We start from the raw sequence: 16190 nt of genomic DNA on the forward strand, positions 1-16190 counted from the left end.
CTTCTACTCAAATGGCTGTTAAGAAAAACTTTCTCTACGACGATGTAATGCCCAAAGTGTACGGCATTGGTGCAGCAGTAGTAATCATCGGCGCACTGTTTAAAATTCTTCACTGGAAAGGTGCCGACGTCATGCTGATGGTTGGCCTAGGTACGGAGGCAGTTATCTTCTTCCTAAGCGCATTCCAGCCCCACCAAGCTGAAACTGATTGGGCACTTGTTTATCCCGAGCTAAGCGAAGGTTACGACCCTTCGACTAACGACAACCGTTTCCGCGATAAGACTCCTGCTCCTAACGGCCTGACCGGCAAGCTGGACGATATGCTGAAAAACGCGAACGTTACCCCTGAAGCGCTCACTAACCTAGGCCAAGGCTTGAACCGCCTCAGTGCAACTACGGCTCAATTGGGCAAACTCGGTGATGCTACTAACGCTACCGACGAGTACACGCAAAAAGTGCGTACCGCTGCACAATCGCTTGACGGTATCAACAAAGCTTATTCTAACACGGTAGAGGCTATCTCGTCGCTCTCGAACGCCACGAACGATGCTAAAGAATACCACCTGCAAGTACAGAATGTAACTAAAAACCTCGGTGCTCTGAATGCAGTGTATGAGATGGAGTTGCAGGATGCTAACACCCACCTCAAGTCGATGAACCAGTTCTATGGTACGCTCGGCAAGGCTATGGAGAACATGGTGCAGGCAGGTAAGGACACCGAAAATATGCAAGCTCAAGTAGCCGACCTAACTGGCAACTTAACTTCGCTCAACCGTGTGTACGGCAATATGCTGAACGCCATGCGGGCTGGCTCGGCCGCCTAAGCGAACGAACTATTTTATCGCTTATACTACCACAATTTAGCAATATCTCTAGCAGATGGCAGGCGGAAAAGAAACACCGCGGCAGAAGATGATTGGCATGATGTATCTCGTGCTAACCGCTCTGCTGGCGCTCCAAGTTAATTCAGCAATTCTGCTGAAATTTAAATTCATCGACGATAGCCTTACTGACGTTAACGCTAAAACTGATAAAGCTGCTGATGGCACCATCAAAGGCATTCAGGCAGAAGTAGCCAAGAACCACAATTCGTCAGCTGACCGCGCTGTGTTAGCAGAAAGTGAGCAAATTCGGGCAGAAACCAAAAAGGTGACTGAGTACTTGGCTAGCGTTCGCGAAAAGCTATTGGCCGCTACGGAGAATAAGGGCAAGAACGAGTACAAGAACATGAGTGCAGAAGACAAGGTGGCTATCACCATGCTCGGCGGCACTAAAAATGGCTTGGCCTACCCCCTCCAAAAGCAGTTGAATGATTACTCTTCGTACATCCAGAAATTTGTGCCTGATGCACAGCCGTTGGCTCTCGATGCCCGGCAGGATGCCCGCGTGACAGAGCCCGAACAAAAAAGCAAAAGCTTCGCAGAACTGAATTTCGAAAATACTCCCTTGGTAGCTGCTTTGGCCGTATTGAGCCAGAAGGAAACAGAAGTGTTGAAATACGAGGCTGATGCTTTGCAGAAGCAAGCTGAAAAAGTAGGTGCTAAAGTGATTGTATTTGATAAGCTGGGTGCATTCGCATCGGCTGAGTCGAACACCGTAGCTGCTGGCACAAAGTACAAAGCCGACCTATTTTTGACGGCTGCTGCTACTGGCCTTAAGCAAACCATGACGTACAATGGTTCTACCCTGTCTATTGGTCCTGATGGCCACGGCAAAGTAGAATTCACCGCTCGCCCTGGCAACTTTGATGCTTCAGGTAATGCTAAAGCTTCGTGGACTGGCACTATCCGCATCAACCAAAATGGCCGCGATACCACGTTTGTAAAGAAAATCGACTATACGGTTACTAAGCCAGTAATGCAGATTCAGTCGGCTTCAGTGCAGGCCCTGTATTATAAGTGTGGCAACAAACTCAGCGTACAGGTTCCAGCTTTGGGTGCTCAATACCAACCTGCTTTCTCGGCTTCAGGGGCATCGGTTATCACTGGTCAGAAAGGTGAGGTAACACTCGTGCCTAACGCACGCGAAGTGACGCTGAATGTTAGCAGCGGCGGCAATGCTATTGGCTCGCAAGTATTCAAGGTTCGTCCTATTCCGAACCCAACTATCAAGTGCTTTATTGGTGGCAACGAGGCAAACGAGAAAGCTGGAACTCCTAGTGGTCAGATTCGGTCTATCAACATGCGGGCAATTCCGGAAGCTGGCTTTGCCACTTTCCTGCCCGACGATGCACGCTACCGTGTGTCGCGCTTTGAAGTAACGCTGGCCCGTGGCAAACGCCCGGCTGCTCCACCTGTATCGGCAAATGGCCCGACTGCCGACTTGAGCAGCTTAGCCAATACCGCCCGCGAAGGCGACCGCCTATACATTGAAGTAAAAGGTGTGCAGCGCCAGAACTTCCAAGGTCAGGTAGAGGACGTAAACATGACCCGCGTGTTTAATATTCCGTTGCAATAAGTAAGGTAATTAATTCGTTAGCTCTAAAAAGATTCTATTTATGACCCGCTATTTCAAAGCATTGCCTTTTACCGTTGCAGCCCTCACAGCTGCACTGGTGGGCCGGGCGCAGGAGCAGGCTACGTCCGTTGCCACGACGGGGGCCATCCGGCAGATTCCGGTTTCCGACCAAATGTTCCGCAAAACTATTTGGCGGGCCATTGACCTTCGCGAAAAGCAAAACCGCCCGATGTATTCGGATGGTAAAGAAATTGCCCGGGTCATTATAGAAGCTGTAAACCGCGGCGAGCTACAGGCTTACAAAAACGATTCTGTAACCTCTACTTTCAATTCGAAAGAGGTGCTGGCTAACATGTCTTACCCCATTGAAGCTCAAACGAGCGACGACGCGGGCGGTGGCGACTGGGGCTCGGCGCCTGCTGCTGGCAAGAATAAAAAGGCAGCCGTAGACGATGGTTGGGGTTCGCCTGCACCAGCAGCTAAAAAGCCAGCTACCAAGCGCGTAGCTGTGCTGGATAGCAAAGGAAAGCCAGTGAAGAAAAACGGCAAAGTGGTGTACAAAACGGTTCCAGTTTCTTCGGTAGCCGTGGCACCACCGCCACCCCCTGCCACTTCTGCTCCCTATCGCTATAAAGACCTCTACCAACTGGAGTTAGAAGAGGAGATGATATTCGATAAGAAGCGTTCGCGGATGTATCACCAGATTAAAACTCTTTCGCTGAAGTTGCCCTCAACTTTGCCTGGCAATGCGGGCGGTTTGGAGAAAAACATCGCCACGTTCAAGTACTCGGACCTGGTTAAGGTTTTCCGTAACAATCCGCAGTCGGCTATCTGGTTTAATGCTCAGAACGATGCCCAGCACAAGAATTTGGCTGATGCCTTCGAACTGTGGTTGTTCAACTCTTACATCGTGAAGGTATCAAACCCTGCTGGTGATGACTTGGCAACTCAGTACGGTGGCGAGCGCGAAGGCCTCTTGGCTGCTCAGCAAACAGCTTCCGACTTGGTTGAGTACGAATACAATCTGTGGAGCTTCTAAGCCACAAGTTTTATGGATAGTTAAAAGGCCCCTGCTTTATAGCAGGGGCCTTTTTTTGTTGTCGGAAGTAAGAAAGAACTATTAGCTAGGCGTTGAAGGCTGTTCCTGCTGCTCGAAATAGGCAAGCAGGACTTTGGCTTTGGCTTTGCCAACTTCAGCTATTAGCTCGGCTTCGGTAAGTTCTTTTATCTTCTTGACAGACTTAAACTTACTGAGGAGTTTGTCAGCGGTTATTGGTCCTAGGCCTTTAACGTCGGTGAGTTCGGTTTTGAGGGTCGCGGCGTCGCGAGTTGAGCGGTGGAAGGTGATGCCGAAACGGTGTACTTCATCACGCATGCGCTGGAATAAGCGCAGGCTTTCGCTTTTCTTGTCGATGTAGAGGGGTAGGGGGTCGTTAGGAACGTAGATTTCCTCTAGGCGCTTGGCAATGCCAATGACCGGAATTTGCCCCCACAGATTGAGGTCTTTCAATGCTTTCACCGCCATGCTGAGCTGCCCCTTACCCCCATCGACAATGACGAGCTGGGGTAGGCTAGCACCTTCATCTACCAGGCGGCGGTAGCGCCGCGTCACGACCTCGTACATGGTGTCGAAGTCGTTAGGGCCAACCACCGTTTTTACGTGGTAGTGGCGGTAATCCTTCTTGCTAGGGCGAGCATTGCGGAAGCACACCATCGCCGACACTGGGTTATCACCCTGGAAGTTAGAGTTGTCAAAACACTCGATGTGCTTAGGCAACTCCTTGAGGCGCAAGTCTTTTTTGATTTGCTCCATGATGCGCACTTCGTTCACGTCCTTGCTTTTCTCATTCATGCTCTCCTTCTCTTTGCGGAGGTAAAGCACGTTTTTGATACTGAGTTCAAGTAGTTTGCGCTTGTCGCCAATCTGGGGTTGGGCTACGGCTACGCCCGGCAACGGCAAGTCGCCAACGGGCACATTGGTAAGAATTTCCTTGGCTTCACTCTCATAATCTTGGCGCAATTGCATAATGAGGGGAGCCAGGATTTCACCGTCACTTTCATCCAGCTTTTTCGTCAGCTCCAAGTTTTGGGTGAGGATAATGCTGCCATTCATCACCTTGAAGTAATTAACGAACGCAGCCTTCTCATTAGAAGCAATGCTAAACACGTCGATATTAGTCAACGACGCATTAACGATAGTGCTCTTGGTTTGGAATTCGTCGAGCTTATCCAGCTTTTGCTTGAATTGATGCGCCAACTCGTACTGCATTTCTTGGGCAGCAGCTGTCATTTTCTCGCGGAAATACTGCTTTGGTAGGCGCAAGTCGCCGTTCAAAATCTGCCGAATTTGCTGGATGTACTGGTTGTAAGTGGCTTCATCTTCCTTGGCTTCACAGGGGCCTTTGCAATTGCCGATGTGGTACTCTAGGCACACTTTGAACTTGCCGGCAGCCACGTTTTCCGGGCTCAGGTTGTACGTGCAGGTGCGCAGGGGGTAGAGTGCCCGAATTAGCTCTAACAGTACGTTGAGGCCGCTCTGGTTAGCGTAAGGACCGAAGTACTGGCCATCGCCGGGCTGCTTGTTGCGCGTAGGAATGAGGCGCGGAAACCGCTCGTTAGTTAGCAGCAGGTAAGGGTAGGTTTTGCCATCCTTGAGCAAGATGTTGTACTTGGGCTGGTGCTGCTTAATGAGATTATTCTCTAGCAAAAAAGCGTCCGACTCCGAGTTGACAATGGTGAACTCGATGCGCTTGATGTTCTTGACCAGTTGCTGGGTTTTCTTATTATGGTCTTGCTTAGTGAAATACGACGACACCCGCTTGCGCAAATCCACGGCTTTGCCTACGTAAATAATCCCTTCCTCATCATAGTACCGATACACGCCGGGCTGGTGGGGAAGGCGGTTAATTTGTTCTTGAATAATGGGAGAAGCAGCCATAGAAATCGCAGATTACACAGATAAAGCAGCTTACGCAGATTTAGGCGGCCGCGCTTAGGCTCAGAGTTAGGGAAGGGGGTAGGGATAAGATTTGCAGCGCTAGGTAGCACTGCATAATCTGGGTACAGCCGTGCGTTAGCTCAGCGGCAAACGAGGGGGTAGGACCTATAGTTAATACGGGAATAAAACACAAAATGACCGGCAAAAGTAGCCGGTCATTTCGCAGTTATAGGCAGTCACCAAAATCTACGCAAGCTGCTTGGCCTGTGTCGTCTTCGGCGCTAGATGTCTTTATCATCAAGGTCGTTGGTGCTGGGTTGGGTCAGCTTTTGGTCGTACGGGATGGTATCGCGCTGCATCGAGCCGTAGTATTTCGAGCAATCTAGCTCGATGGTGAGGGGTGCGGCGGGCGCTGGGAAGGGCTGCGTATTGATGCTGATATTCTTATCGGCAATTACTTTTTTCATGAAAATGCCGTAGAGCGGCAGCGCTAGGCGCGCGCCTTGCCCGTAGGCCCCTGTGCGGAAGTGGATGCTACGGTCTTCGCCGCCTACCCACATGCCGCAAACCAAGTCGGGCGTAATGCCCATAAACCAGGCATCGGAATAGTTGGAGGTGGTACCCGTTTTGGCCCCAATCTGGAAAGGGAATTTGAAGCCCGTGTGCAGAATAGTGCTCGTGCCACCCGGCTCGGTGGTGCTGGCTTGCAGCATATTGGTCATGACGTAGGCCGTTTCTTCGCTGAGCGCTTCCTTGGTTTGGGCCACGAACTGGCGTAGCTCGTTGCCGTTTTTGTCCTCGATGCGCGTCACCATGATGGGGGTAGTGTGCACGCCCTTGTTGACGAACGTGCCGTAGGCGCCGCACAGCTCATAGATGCTACAGTCGGAAGCCCCGAAGCCCACGGCCGGCACCGGGTCGATGGGTGAGGTGATACCCAGGCGTTTGGCGTAGGCCACTACCGTTTCGGGTCCCAGCTTGTACACCAGCCACGCCGTGATGGAGTTCATGGAGCGGGCCAATGCCTGCCGCAGGGTGAAGGTGCGTCCCGAATACCCACCCTCGAAGTTGTGGGGCGTGTAGGGCGGGCGGCCAGCTTCGCCGGGGAAGGTAGTAGCCACGTCGGGCCGCGGAAAGCAGGGCGAGTAGCCCTGGTCGATGGCTGCCGTATACACAATTGGTTTGAACGTGGAGCCCGGCTGGCGCTTGCCCTGCCGCACGTGGTCAAACTTAAAGAACTTGTAATTAGGCCCGCCTACCCAGGCTTTGATGTAACCGTTGAGCGGGTTCACGGCCAGGAAGCCGGCCCGCAGATAGCGCTTGTAGTAATCAAGCGAGTCCATCGGCGACATCAGCATTTCCCTCTCGCCTTGCCAACTAAAAACCGTCATGCGGTACTTGTGGCGCAGGTAGTAGTTTACCGAGTCGCGGTTGCCATCGTAGCGCTCCATCAGCGACTTATAACGCTGAGTGCGGCGCATCGACGTGGCCAAAAAGTTGGGAATTACTTTGCCGTTTTCGTCGCGCCAAGGCAGTTGGCCCTTCCACTGCGCCGAAAACCACTTTTGCTGCAATGCCAAGTGCTCGGCCACTGCCTTTTCGGCGTAGACTTGCATCCGCGAATCGAGGGTAGTATAGATTTTCAGGCCGTCGGCATACAAATCGTGGTCGGTTTCGCGGGCCCAGGTTTGCAGGTACTTCGCTACTTCCGTGCGGAAATAAGGCGCCAGGCCCTGCGCCGAATTCTCGACGCTGTAATGCAGCACAATGGCCTGAGTGGTATCGCGGCGCATTTCATCAGCCGAGAGGTAGTTGGCGCGCACCATTTGTTGCAGCACCCAGTTGCGGCGGCGCTTCGAGCGCACGGGGTGGGCCGCCGGGCTAAAGCGCGAGGGCGCGTTCACGATGCCCACCAGCGTAGCCGCCTCGGGGGTAGTCAACTGCTTAGGGCTCTTATTAAAAAAGGTCTTAGCCGCCGTATTGATGCCGAACGCGTTAGAGCCGTAATCCACCGTATTGAGATACATGCGCAGGATTTCGCGCTTCGTGTAGTTGCGCTCCAGCTTAATGGCCAGCAGCCACTCCTTGGTTTTCGTGATAAGCAAGCCCAGCTTGCCGTCGCTGTTCAATGTGCCGTCGTTCAGGTCTTCGCGGGTGCGAAACAGCACCTTAGCCACCTGCTGCGTGAGGGTAGAAGAGCCGCGGCTGCGCCCACTCAGCAAGTAGTACGGAATGGCAAACAGGCCCTTGAAGTCGATGCCCGAATGCTGCTCGAAGCGTACGTCTTCGGTGGCAATGAGCGCGTCAATCACATTCTGGGGTAGGTCTTTGTAATCTACCGGAGTGCGGTTTTCGCGAAAATATTTGCCCAGCAGAACCCCGTCGGCCGAGTAAATTTCCGAAGCCAGCTCACTCTTAGGGTTTTCGAGGGTGCGCAGGTTGGGCATGCGCCCAAACAGGTTCATGAAGTTGACATTTACGGCGCTCACGTAGAGAATGAACGCCAGCAACCCGCCCCCAAACAGCAGCCACATGGTGCGGGTGAAGGCCTGAAAGCGCCCATTCCGGACGGGCGCCGGCCCCCGGCGCACTGGCGCCGGGCGGGGGGGGGTAGGAGAAATAGGCATTTTATGGAAGGGCAAAAAAGCGCGTAAGCAGGGCAAACTACGGGCAAAGCAAAAGCCATTCCCCGATTCTTCCTGCTTAATGCTTGGTTGCCCCTATTGGTAAACCTTCTGGTAAAATTGTTGGTAACCGGCCAAGTCGCCGCCTGCCTCTTGCAGCAGGGTTAGGTTGGCGAGGCTGATGATGAGCGCCTGGTAGCCCTGCCCACGCAAGCGCGCCAGCGGCGACTGCGGGCCGCGCAATTTGCTGGCGTAGCTCTGGGCCACTTTTGAGCCCGGCAGCGCACGAATGACCACCATCTCCTGGTCGGCGCCGAGTGGCTGGGCTAGCTGCACCGTGAGGTTGGCGGCCCGGAAAAACTTGCCGTTGTAGGTCGCCAGTTGGCTGGTGAGGTCGGCCGTGGGTGCAGTGCCTTTGGGATACACCAGCACTACGGCATGGGCTGCGCTAAGCTGCGTGGTATACGCTACCACTGGTGCCGTGGGCACTGCCGGCGCCGTGCTAGGCACGGGGGGCGGGCTAACGGGCGCTGGCGCAAGGTTTCCAGTGGCTGGTGCCGGGGTAGGGGGGGTAGGGGTGGGCGCGTTGCCGGTTGGAGGAGGGGTAGGAGTCGTAGCTGGGCTGCCAGCCGGAGTAGCGGCCATTGGCCGCGCACCCCGTTTGGGCTGGGCCCGCGTAGCAGCGGCATCGGCTGGGGCCATTGTGGCATCCTTAAGTGAGGTAGCCGGGGCCGCCGGGGTGGGGGCCGGCGCTGGCGCATCTAGCGTCGGAGTAGGCTCATCTTCGTACAAAATGCGCAGCCGGTTATCTACTTCACCCGGCCGGAACATCGATACAACAGGCTTATCGGTAGAGGCCAGCGCGCCAGCTAGCTGCCCGGTGGTAGCCTTCTGGAACGACGACGCTAAGGCTTGCGCTTGCGCTAGCAGCGGGCTGTCGGGGTAGGTCTTGATGAACTGCTCCACGATGGGCCGCGCCGTGGCCGGGGGCAGGGTGCGGATGGCCAGCAGCATTTTCAAGTACGCTACGCGGTCGCTGAGGTCGCTCTTAGGGTACTGCCGCTCCAAACGGGCCACGGCAGCCTTCGACCGCGTGAAGTATTGGTCTTTATAAAGCGAAAAAGCCGAATCGAGGCGCACGGCCACGGCGTTGTGCAACGCCCGCTCATGCTCGCGGTACAGCGGGTCGGCGATGAGCTTCGCATAAGTCGAATTAGGAAATTCGCGCTGCAAAGCCGCCGCGTAAGTAGCCGCTTTAGCCGCATCAGGCAGGTCCTTGTAATAGAGATACAGCAGGTAGTCGGCGTCGGGGGCGTGGGTGCCGCGAGGATAGCGGGCTACCTGGCCCGCGTAGGTTTCATAGCCACGCTGTTTTTCCTTCAGTAGCTCTTTATAGATGCCACCTAGCTCATACATAGCCTCTTCCACTTGTTGGTCGGAGGCTTGCAGCTTAGCGGGGGTGGTAGGGATGCTGCCCTTATAGGTGGCTACCAGCGCATTTTGCTCGGCCAGCGGGTCGATGGGCTGGGCGGCAGGGGTAGGGGCTTGGCCGCCGTTCACGCGGGTCTGGTCGTTGCCGGTGATGCCGACGGGTACGCCACCATTTTGCTGGGTATTGGGCGAATTGCTGGGCGTGTTTAGGGTGCGCCAATTGTCTTGCAGCTTGCGGTCGCCCCAGCGCCGAATAAACTCGGAGCGCGCTGTGGCCAGGCTAGTGGGGTTGTCGAAATACCACTGCGCGCCCGATGCTACCGCCGTAGCCGCGTCAAACCCATTCGGGTTGCTGATATCGCGCTGATTGCCAGTTAGTGCGCTCGGCGCCGAATTGATGCGGCTGGCATCGGCTTGCTGCTGCTTGGCCTTGGCATTTTGGGCGGCCAGCAGCTTGGCTTCGGCCTTGCGGCGGGCGTCTAGCTCGGCGGCGGCGTAGGTACCAAGGCGCTGATCGAGCTCGGCGGCGGGTAGGCGTGCCAGGGCTTGCAGGCTATCCTGGGTTTGGATGATGGTGTATTGCGTAGCAAACTCCTGCAAAATATCTGCCCGCTCCTTGATGCTGGCATACAGCGGGTTGTCTTTGGGCAAAGCCTGAGTTGTGCTGTCGTAATAGGCGGCGGCCAGCCGGTATTTCTGCAAGTTCTCGTAGTAGATGCGGCCAGCCAGCAAGTAAGTGTAGCCCTTCTGCGACTTGTTGGTAGTCGTGACTTTAGCCGATTTGCGCAGCAGCGCCAACGCCTCGGGGTAGTGCTGCTGGCGGTAGGCCAGGCGCCCCATTTCGTAGTATATCTTGTCCTGATACTCTTTGTTTTTTGGGTCTTTGAGCAAGGCCGCGAAATACTTATCCAGCCGCGCTTTGTTCTGGCTATCAAGGTCCGATACCTGCCCTAGCAGCAGTTTGGCGAAGAAATCTAGCTCGTAGGGCGGGTTGTGTTTGAGGATACTGTTGAGCTGCGCGGCCGCCGCTTTGTCATTATTCTGCTCCTGGTAAAGCTGAGCTAAAATGTACTGCGTGCGCAGCCGCTCGTTCTTCACCGGAATCAACGGAATGGCCCGCTCTAGCTGCGCAATGGCTTGCTTAGGCTCCTCGGTTTTGAGGTAGTAGTCGGCGCGAGTTAGAAAGAGCTCGCGGCCGTCTTTGGCAAGGCCGCGCTCCTTATCGAGCAGGTCCGATACGGCCTTTGCGTCGTCCATCCGCTTGAGCATCATAAAGGTGCGCATTAACCCAATCAAAGATTCCTGCTTGGCAAACGGGTCTTTGCTAGTGCTGTTGACGTACTTAAACGTCATCTCAGCATCGTCAAACTCCATCTTGTAGAACCGCGCCCAGGCCACGAGCAGGTAGGCATCGTCGGTCCAATCGGAGCCCGACCGGTGCTGAATGGGTAGCGAAGCTTTCTTAATAATGTCGTTGAGGTCGGGGCGGGTGGCGCGCACCGTGCTACTGTCCAGCACCGGGTAAAGGGCCAGTATGCGGTTGTAGTCGTTCAGCCGGCCTTTATACAAGGTGGCTTCGGTGGCCGCCAGCTTTTCGCGGGCCAGGAAAAAGCCGTTGTCGCGCGCGGCCACGTTGTTGAGCGTGTGGCTAACCAGCGACTTATCGGAGGCGCAGGCCGCCGCCCCCAGCCCCAGCAGGACCACCAGCCACAGCCGACAGTAGTTTAAGGTAGCGATAGTCAAGGTAGAATAAACTCAGGTAAGTACTGCGCAACGCCCGGGCCCGCCCAAAATGTTCGGCCGGCTCGACGCTAACGAGCCACAATCCGTAAAATTACGCCGGGCTTTCCCGAAACTTCTAGCTTTGCTTCTCGCCTACCCCCACCCCTTTATGGCAGCCAATCTTCCTACCCCCGAGCCCGATAAGTCGGCCAGCCCTGGCTCGGCATTCGCCAAATATTCGGGCATCGCCGTGCAGATGGTGGCCATCATCGGCCTTAGCGCCTGGGCTGGCATCTGGCTCGATGGCCATTTCCATACCAAAACGCCGCTATATACCATCGGGCTGATGGTGGCCGGCGTGGTGCTGGCGCTATACCAAGTTATCCGCAGCCTCACCAATGACAAGTGAGGGGGGTAGGGTTTTACGAATCTATATCTGCTCTGTACTTATATGATAAGAACGTTCTGCTGAGCTGATTGAAGTATCTCGCGCGCGTCATTGGGGTAACAACCTAGTGGCGCGAGCAAGAGCTTCGACGAGCTCAGCAGGGCGTTCTGTTTGGCAAAACTCTAAAGCAGGAAAACTTTTTTCCTCTAATTAATGTATGTACATCAATCACGACGTAGCTTTGATGCGTCGTTAGTTCATTTCCCTACCCCCTGCCATGCGCACGCACTTCTTCCCCGCCACCGACCGCGGCCTCAAGGATATTGGTTGGCTGCAAAGCCATCTCACCTTCAGCTTTGGGCCCTACGCCAACCCCGAGCGCAACGGCTTCGGGTTGTTGAAGGTCTTCAATGATGACTATGTGGCGTCCGGCAAGGGTTTTGGCTTGCACGCGCACGCCAACATGGAAATCATTTCGGTGCTGCTGGCCGGCACCATGAACCACAAAGATTCGCTGGGTTACTCGGAGGTGATTCCGGCCGGTGGCGTACAGATAATGAGCGCCGGCTCCGGCCTGCGCCACGAGGAGTACAACGTGGGCGACGACGAGGTGAACTTCCTGCAAATCTGGATTGAGCCCAAGCTCCAGAACGTGACCCCGCGCTACCAGCGCCGCCAGTTTCCGGAGGCCGGCCGTGCCAACCGCCTTACCACCATCGTGAGCAACGAGGAGGGCACCGCCCACTGCTGGATAAACCAGAACGCCAAGCTCTCGCTGGGCTACTACACTGAAACTCAGGGCGTGGATTACCACTTTGCCCCGGCCAATAAAATGCTCTACGTGTTCGTCATCAGCGGCACCGTGCGCGTCGGCGACGAAGTGCTTGGCGACCGCGATGCCCTCGGCATCTGGGAAGGCACCGGCAACGTGCACCTCGACTGCGCCGCTGATACGCGCTTTTTGCTAATTGAAGCGCCTATTAATCACTGATTTATATTAAAAAAGAACGCCACGCTGAGCAGGGCGAAGCCTGGCGTTCATAAGTCTTTAACAGTTAATCTCTATTGTATTATGGAAAATCAAATCTTAGGCCTGCACCACATTACGGCCATCGCGGGCAACGCCCAGCGCAATTTCAACTTCTATACAAAGGTTTTAGGGCTGCGTTTTTTGAAGAAAACCGTCAATTTTGACGACCCTGGTACCTATCACTTCTACTTTGGTGATGAGAGCGGCTCGGCCGGCACCATCCTCACGTTCTTCCCCTGGGAACACATGACGCCCGGCCGCCGTGGCCCCGGCCAAGCCACCGAAATCGGCTACGCAGTGCCCGCCGGCAGCCTCGATTTCTGGATGCAGCGCTTTGAGGCCAACGGCATTACCTATAATAAGCCCGCCGAGAAGTTCGGCCAGCGTTACCTCACTTTCCTCGACCCCGACGGCCTCAAGCTGGAGCTGACCGAAGTAGCCGACGACCCGCGCACGCCCTGGGCTACCCCCGAGGTTTCGGCCGAGGTGGCTACCCGCGGTTTTCACCACATCAAGCTTACCCTCAGCGATATTAAGGGCACTGCCGCCGTCCTCACCGATGTGTTTGGCTACAAGCTGGTAGCCCAGCACGTCAACCGCTTCCGCTACGCCACCGACGCCTTAGGCACCGCCAATATTGTGGAGCTGGTAGCCGCCCCCGGCGAGCAGCACGGGCACGTGGCCGCTGGCTCGGTGCACCACGTAGCATTTCGGGTGAAGGACGACGCTACCCAACTGTATTTCCGCGACTTGCTCCTTAAAAAAGGCTTCCAGGTGACGCCCCAAATTGACCGGCAATACTTCCACGCCATGTACTTCCGCGAGCCCGGCGGCGTGCTCTTTGAAGTAGCTACCGACAACCCCGGCTTTATGGTTGATGAACCGTTGGCCGAACTAGGCACGCACCTCATGCTGCCTGCCCAGCACGAAAGCAAGCGCGCGGCCATCGAAGCCCACTTACCCGTATTGTCATAGCCATGAGCGCAAACCCTGTGGCTTTCAAGCCCCTGACTTATGTATACCAGCCTGCGCCTACCCCGGCGCGGGCCACGCTACTCTTGCTGCACGGCACCGGCGGCGACGAGCGCGATTTGCTACCCCTAGCTGCCCGCTTCGGCCCTGGCCTGAACGTGCTAAGCGTGCGCGGCAACGTGCAGGAGGGCGGCATGCCGCGCTTCTTCCGCCGCTTGGGCATGGGCGTATTTGATGAGCCCGACGTTGTTTTTCGCACCCACGAGCTAGCCGATTTTCTGGCCAAAGTGGCGGCAAAAGAGGGCTTCGACCCCGCGCAACTCATTGCCGTGGGCTACTCCAACGGCGCCAACATTGCCGCCAGCCTACTGATGCTCTACCCCGGCCTATTGGCTGGCGCAGTGCTATGGCGGCCCATGCAGCCGCTGGTGCAAGAAGTGCCGGCGTTCACTACGCCCCGGCCGGTGCCGGTGTTTTTTGCGCCCGGTTCGCAAGACCCTACCGTGCGCCCGGCCGCTACCGACGCGTTTGCTACCCTGCTTGCGGAGGGGGGGTACCAGCTCACGCGGCGCGACATGCCTGCGGGCCACAACCTGGTGCAGGCCGACCTCGACGGGGCGGTAGCTTGGCTGGCCGCGAACTTCCCAGCTGCTTAAATTTTTCGGTTGCTTAACCCAACGACGGGCTGAGGCGCAATACCTTGCGAGCATATGCTCCGGTATTTGCTCCCTCGGCCCGTCGTTTTTATTGCTATTTGGTGGCTGCTAACTGGCCTGTTTGGCTCGGCTGTTTGCCGGGCGCAACCCCAGCAAACTAGCTGCCCAGCCCTTACTGCACTCGGCATTGTAGTGCTGCGCAACGAGGGCGGATTGCTACCCCTGCAACGGCTTGACACCCTGCGCCTAGCCACGGTGAAAGTTCGTAGCATGCCCGATGTCGTCGATTTTAGTTGGAACCTGCCGCAAGATGTCGCCAATTACGCGCCCGGTTTTTACAGTGTCGGCCCCCAAGCAGCCGACTTTGCGCAGCTGCGCGCCAGCAACCTGCTCATCCTGGCCTTGCCCGATGCCAGCCCGCGCGACCGCGCTACCCTGCAACAAGTACTGAAGCTGCACAAAAAGGTGGTCGTGCTGCTATTCGATAGCACCGCTTTGGCCGCCCTACCCGAGCTGCACCAGGTAGCGGCGGTGGTGCTTGCCAAAGCGCGCAACACTGGTGCGTGCAGCCAGGCCATCCAGGTGCTATTTGGGGGGGTAGGGGCCACGGGGCGGCTAGCGCCGGCCGCTAGTGCTAGCTGGGGGCCGAGCCTAAACACGCGCGGCGGCCTGCGCCTAGCCTATGGCACGCCCACGGCAGCTGGCTTGCGGCCCAGCTTATCGGCTTTGGTTGACTCCTTGATGCAAAGAGCGTTGGATGCCGGCGCTTTCCCCGGTGGGCAGGTAGTGGTGGTGCGGCATGGGGTGGTGGCCCTCAGCCGCAGCTACGGCGTGCAGCAGGCGGGCCCAGCGGCTCAGCCCCGGCCGGTGCTCAACAACACGCTCTACGATTTTGCTTCCCTTACTAAGGTTACGGCCGCTTTGCCGGCCCTTATGCGCCTGCAAGACCTAGGGCTATTTGGGCCCGACTATACGCTGGGTGCCCTCTTCGATTTTTTGGAGGGTAGCGACAAGCAGAATTTGCGCCTGCGCGATGTGCTTACGCACCAAGCGCGGCTCAAGCCGTTTATCCCTTTTTGGCAAGACTACGTCAATTATTCTGGCCGCCTGAACCGGCGGTATTTCCGGCCCGACTCGTCGGCCGCGTATTCGCTGCCGGTGGCGGCGGGCATTTGGGGCAGCCGGGCGCTGCCGGCGCGCATATACCGAGGCGTTGCCAACTCGCCGCTCAATGCCAAGCCGGGCTACGTGTACTCCGACTTTTCCTTTATGCTCTACCCGTACTACGTGCAGCGGGCATCGGGCAAGCCATTTGACCAGTTCGTGGCCGACGAGATTTACCGCCCGCTTGGGGCTAGCACCTTGGGGTTCAACCCCGAGCGGCGATTTCCGCGCTGGCGCATTGCGCCCACCGAATACGACTCGGCCTTTAGAAAGCAGCTAGTGCACGGCACCGTGCACGACGAAAATGCTGCTATGCTAGGCGGGGTGTCGGGCCACGCGGGCTTGTTTGGCACCGCCAACGACTTGGCCAAACTGGTGCAGATGTACCTGTGGCAGGGCCGCTACGGCGGGCAGCAGCTCATCAAAGCCGAAACCATTGCCGAATACACGCGCTGCCAGTTTTGCCCCGACAACCGCCGGGCGCTCGGCTTCGACAAGCCCGACCCCAAGAACCCGGCCCTGAACGCAGCGCGCAGCGCCAGCCCGCGCAGCTACGGCCACACGGGCTTCACGGGCACGTATTTCTGGGTCGAGCCCGACCTCGATTTGTTCGTGATTCTGCTCACCAACCGTGTGAATCCTACGCGCCGCAACGGCAAACTTGGCGAATTGGGGGTACGCTCGGCGCTGCTGCAACTCGCCATCGAAAGTGCGCAGCCTTAGCGGCCAAGTAGTTGTGCCCGTCTAAAAGGGGGCACCAAGCAGCTTGGCTTTTTGCAGGGGGGTAAGGGAGGAGGCTCGAAATAAA

General features: G+C 56.5%; 11 protein-coding genes. 8 read left to right on the top strand and 3 right to left on the bottom strand.

Translation table 11 applies throughout. The features are described from left to right. The first annotated feature begins 11 nt into the window (after positions 1 to 11). The 3 genes from porL to porN are packed head-to-tail and all read left to right on the top strand — an operon-like array spanning position 12 to position 3496. Positions 12 to 824 carry a type IX secretion system motor protein PorL/GldL gene (gene porL / locus GO988_RS09005; RefSeq protein WP_157564375.1) on the top strand — a complete coding sequence of 271 codons (813 nt, stop codon included), beginning with the start codon at positions 12 to 14 and terminating at the stop codon, positions 822 to 824. Positions 825 to 879: 55 nt separating this feature from the next. Next, on the top strand, positions 880 to 2457 hold the full coding sequence (gene porM / locus GO988_RS09010; protein WP_157564378.1) for a type IX secretion system motor protein PorM/GldM: 1578 nt from the start codon (positions 880 to 882) through the stop codon (positions 2455 to 2457). A gap of 40 nt (positions 2458 to 2497) precedes the next feature. Then, positions 2498 to 3496, top strand: a complete 999-nt coding sequence (porN, locus tag GO988_RS09015; protein WP_232341451.1) for a type IX secretion system ring subunit PorN/GldN — start codon at positions 2498 to 2500, stop codon at positions 3494 to 3496. A gap of 81 nt (positions 3497 to 3577) precedes the next feature. On the opposite strand, the gene uvrC is transcribed toward porN, so the two are convergent. The 3 genes from uvrC to porW all read right to left on the bottom strand — a co-directional run bounded on the left by uvrC (position 3578) and on the right by porW (position 11193). Further along, positions 3578 to 5395: an excinuclease ABC subunit UvrC gene (uvrC, locus tag GO988_RS09020; protein ID WP_157564380.1), complete on the bottom strand. Its 1818-nt coding sequence runs from the start codon at positions 5393 to 5395 to the stop codon at positions 3578 to 3580. 281 nt (positions 5396 to 5676) lie between these two features. Continuing rightward, entirely contained in the window at positions 5677 to 8022 is a 2346-nt protein-coding gene (locus tag GO988_RS09025) for a transglycosylase domain-containing protein (protein WP_317164829.1), read from the bottom strand. 93 nt (positions 8023 to 8115) lie between these two features. Next, positions 8116 to 11193 (bottom strand): type IX secretion system periplasmic lipoprotein PorW/SprE, encoded by a 3078-nt coding sequence (gene porW, locus GO988_RS24385; RefSeq protein WP_157564382.1) that lies wholly within the window; start codon positions 11191 to 11193, stop codon positions 8116 to 8118. A 148-nt stretch (positions 11194 to 11341) separates the two neighbouring features. Between porW and GO988_RS09035 the strand changes: the two genes are divergently transcribed. The 5 genes from GO988_RS09035 to GO988_RS09055 all read left to right on the top strand — a co-directional run bounded on the left by GO988_RS09035 (position 11342) and on the right by GO988_RS09055 (position 16105). Further along, on the top strand, positions 11342 to 11581 hold the full coding sequence (locus GO988_RS09035; protein ID WP_157564385.1) for an AtpZ/AtpI family protein: 240 nt from the start codon (positions 11342 to 11344) through the stop codon (positions 11579 to 11581). A 256-nt stretch (positions 11582 to 11837) separates the two neighbouring features. Further along, the gene (locus GO988_RS09040) at positions 11838 to 12551 is read left to right on the top strand and encodes a pirin family protein (RefSeq protein WP_157564388.1); all 714 of its coding nucleotides are present in this window, start codon (positions 11838 to 11840) and stop codon (positions 12549 to 12551) included. 81 nt (positions 12552 to 12632) lie between these two features. Further along, positions 12633 to 13565 carry a ring-cleaving dioxygenase gene (locus GO988_RS09045; RefSeq protein ID WP_157564390.1) on the top strand — a complete coding sequence of 311 codons (933 nt, stop codon included), beginning with the start codon at positions 12633 to 12635 and terminating at the stop codon, positions 13563 to 13565. 2 nt (positions 13566 to 13567) lie between these two features. Beyond that, on the top strand, positions 13568 to 14218 hold the full coding sequence (locus GO988_RS09050; protein ID WP_157564393.1) for an alpha/beta hydrolase: 651 nt from the start codon (positions 13568 to 13570) through the stop codon (positions 14216 to 14218). A 54-nt stretch (positions 14219 to 14272) separates the two neighbouring features. After that, a complete protein-coding gene (locus GO988_RS09055) occupies positions 14273 to 16105 on the top strand; it encodes a serine hydrolase (RefSeq protein WP_157564396.1) in 1833 nt (610 codons plus the stop codon). Positions 16106 to 16190 lie beyond the last annotated feature (85 nt).

Origin of the sequence: Hymenobacter ginkgonis (assembly GCF_009755225.1) — a bacterium.
Classification (GTDB): Bacteria; Bacteroidota; Bacteroidia; order Cytophagales; family Hymenobacteraceae; genus Hymenobacter; species Hymenobacter ginkgonis.

Coding starts and splice junctions, on each gene's coding strand:
- porL (WP_157564375.1), top strand. CDS start 12: ATGGCTGTTAAGAAAAACTTTCTCTACGACGATGTAATGCCCAAAGTG.
- porM (WP_157564378.1), top strand. CDS start 880: ATGGCAGGCGGAAAAGAAACACCGCGGCAGAAGATGATTGGCATGATG.
- porN (WP_232341451.1), top strand. CDS start 2,498: ATGACCCGCTATTTCAAAGCATTGCCTTTTACCGTTGCAGCCCTCACA.
- uvrC (WP_157564380.1), bottom strand. CDS start 5,395: ATGGCTGCTTCTCCCATTATTCAAGAACAAATTAACCGCCTTCCCCAC.
- GO988_RS09025 (WP_317164829.1), bottom strand. CDS start 8,022: ATGCCTATTTCTCCTACCCCCCCCCGCCCGGCGCCAGTGCGCCGGGGG.
- GO988_RS09035 (WP_157564385.1), top strand. CDS start 11,342: ATGGCAGCCAATCTTCCTACCCCCGAGCCCGATAAGTCGGCCAGCCCT.
- GO988_RS09040 (WP_157564388.1), top strand. CDS start 11,838: ATGCGCACGCACTTCTTCCCCGCCACCGACCGCGGCCTCAAGGATATT.
- GO988_RS09045 (WP_157564390.1), top strand. CDS start 12,633: ATGGAAAATCAAATCTTAGGCCTGCACCACATTACGGCCATCGCGGGC.
- GO988_RS09050 (WP_157564393.1), top strand. CDS start 13,568: ATGAGCGCAAACCCTGTGGCTTTCAAGCCCCTGACTTATGTATACCAG.
- GO988_RS09055 (WP_157564396.1), top strand. CDS start 14,273: ATGCTCCGGTATTTGCTCCCTCGGCCCGTCGTTTTTATTGCTATTTGG.